This window comes from Frankia sp. CcWB2, assembly GCF_977927585.1.
On sequence record NZ_CDWRCM010000267.1, the window covers coordinates 2,388 to 3,973 of the forward strand.

Sequence of the window (1,586 nt, forward strand, 5' to 3'; positions counted from 1 at the left end):
GTAGTCCGGGTCGCCCTGGGGGATGCCTACGGTGGCCGAATCCATGATCACTTCAGCTGACTTGCCCAGCACGTTGTGCGGGCCATCCATGCTCGGCAGACTGGGTTTGCCGAGGCTGACCGGCATCGTGCGCAGCAGTTGCCCGTCCCGGAAGACCTTCATCGTGTGGGTGGCCGAGTCGACCTTGGAGACCTGGGCGGAGCCGATGACGAAGTCCATCGCCCGGTCCTTGACCCCCAGCCGGCCCCCGCCCGCGTCGTAGCCGGCGAAGTTGGCCTCGACGTGCACCTTCGTCCCGGGCTTCCAGTACTCCTTCGGCCGCCACATGACGACCCGGTTCGACAGCCAGTTCCACGCGCCGAGGACCGGCGGATCGGTCCGTACGACCAGCCGGCTCTGGACGGCGGCCCGACTGGGCGCGGGCGCGCTGAACGTCAGGCTGATCGGCGCGCCGATCCCGACGGTCTGGCCCGCGACCGGCTCCCAGGAGACCTTGAACGACTTCGCCGGGACGCCGGTCACGAAGCCGGTCCGCACCGACGTCGTCCCGACGATGCCCGTCGCCGGGGACGTGGACGCCTCGACGTCGTACCGCGAATCGGCGAACAGCCCACCGGAGGATGTCCAGGTCCGATGATCGGCCGAGAAGGTGCCGAGCAGTATCCCCGGCTCCGTCTTCTCCGACGCGCTCGCCCTCCGGTTGACGGAGACCGCGGCCAGCGGGGCGTTGCCGCGCACGACGACCGGGCTGGTCAGCGCCACCCCGGTGGCGCCGTCCCCCGGCGTGACCGTCACGCTCGCCGCCGGATCCGGCGCGGGGGTGGCCCCGGCCGGCGCCGGTGATGCCCCCCCGCCGGAACAGGCCGCCGCGGACAGCACCGCGGCAAGCAGAAGCGTCCCCCCCGGCCACCGCCGGGGCCGGCGACCAGGCGATCCCGCCGGCCGGGATTCCAGCCGGGCCGAGCGACCCCACCCATGGAAAATACGTGAGGGAATCATTACCGAGCGAGACATGTAATGCCCCCTCTTGAAGACCGCGCCGGCAGCGTCGCCGGACGGGAAGCTACGTCCGAACGGTACCCAGAGATCAACCCCACGTATCCTCGATCAGCGGAATCTACGGCGCCAACCGGAAGAGCATCACCCAGCGTCGAGCATCTTAATACGGAGAGTAGCACTCTCCAGGCGTCCCACATACACCCCTCCCCTTCTCCCCTTCTGACGCACGAACGCCTTCCCGAGTTGCCCGGCCCGGAGGACATTTCACCGACCACCCGAAACGACGGCCAGAACCCGCGGCGATATCAAAAAAGACGCAACCCGTCACCCGTGCAGATGAGTTTCCGCAACCAGAGACGACCGGGCGGTACACGGCACCGCCGGCATGCGAGACCATTGACGTCTCGCTGACTTTCCATTACCGGAAGCCACCCGGACGGGTCACCACCGCGTGATCCCACCCAGCGGTCCACCTGGCCCGGAGGGGCACCCCGGCGACAGGCCGGGGCGAGGAGCCGGAGGACGAACGGCACGACGAACGGCACGAGCCGGGCGCGCGAAACTCACTGTCGGTCCGGGAGGTCACC

At 69.2% G+C, this 1,586-nt stretch carries 1 protein-coding gene; it reads right to left on the reverse strand.

What is annotated here, in order from left to right:
- The coding region (locus tag ACY45C_RS20050) for an Ig-like domain-containing protein (RefSeq protein WP_462189110.1) at positions 1-795 on the reverse strand (795 nt) is incomplete at its 3' end.
- Positions 796-1,586 lie beyond the last annotated feature (791 nt).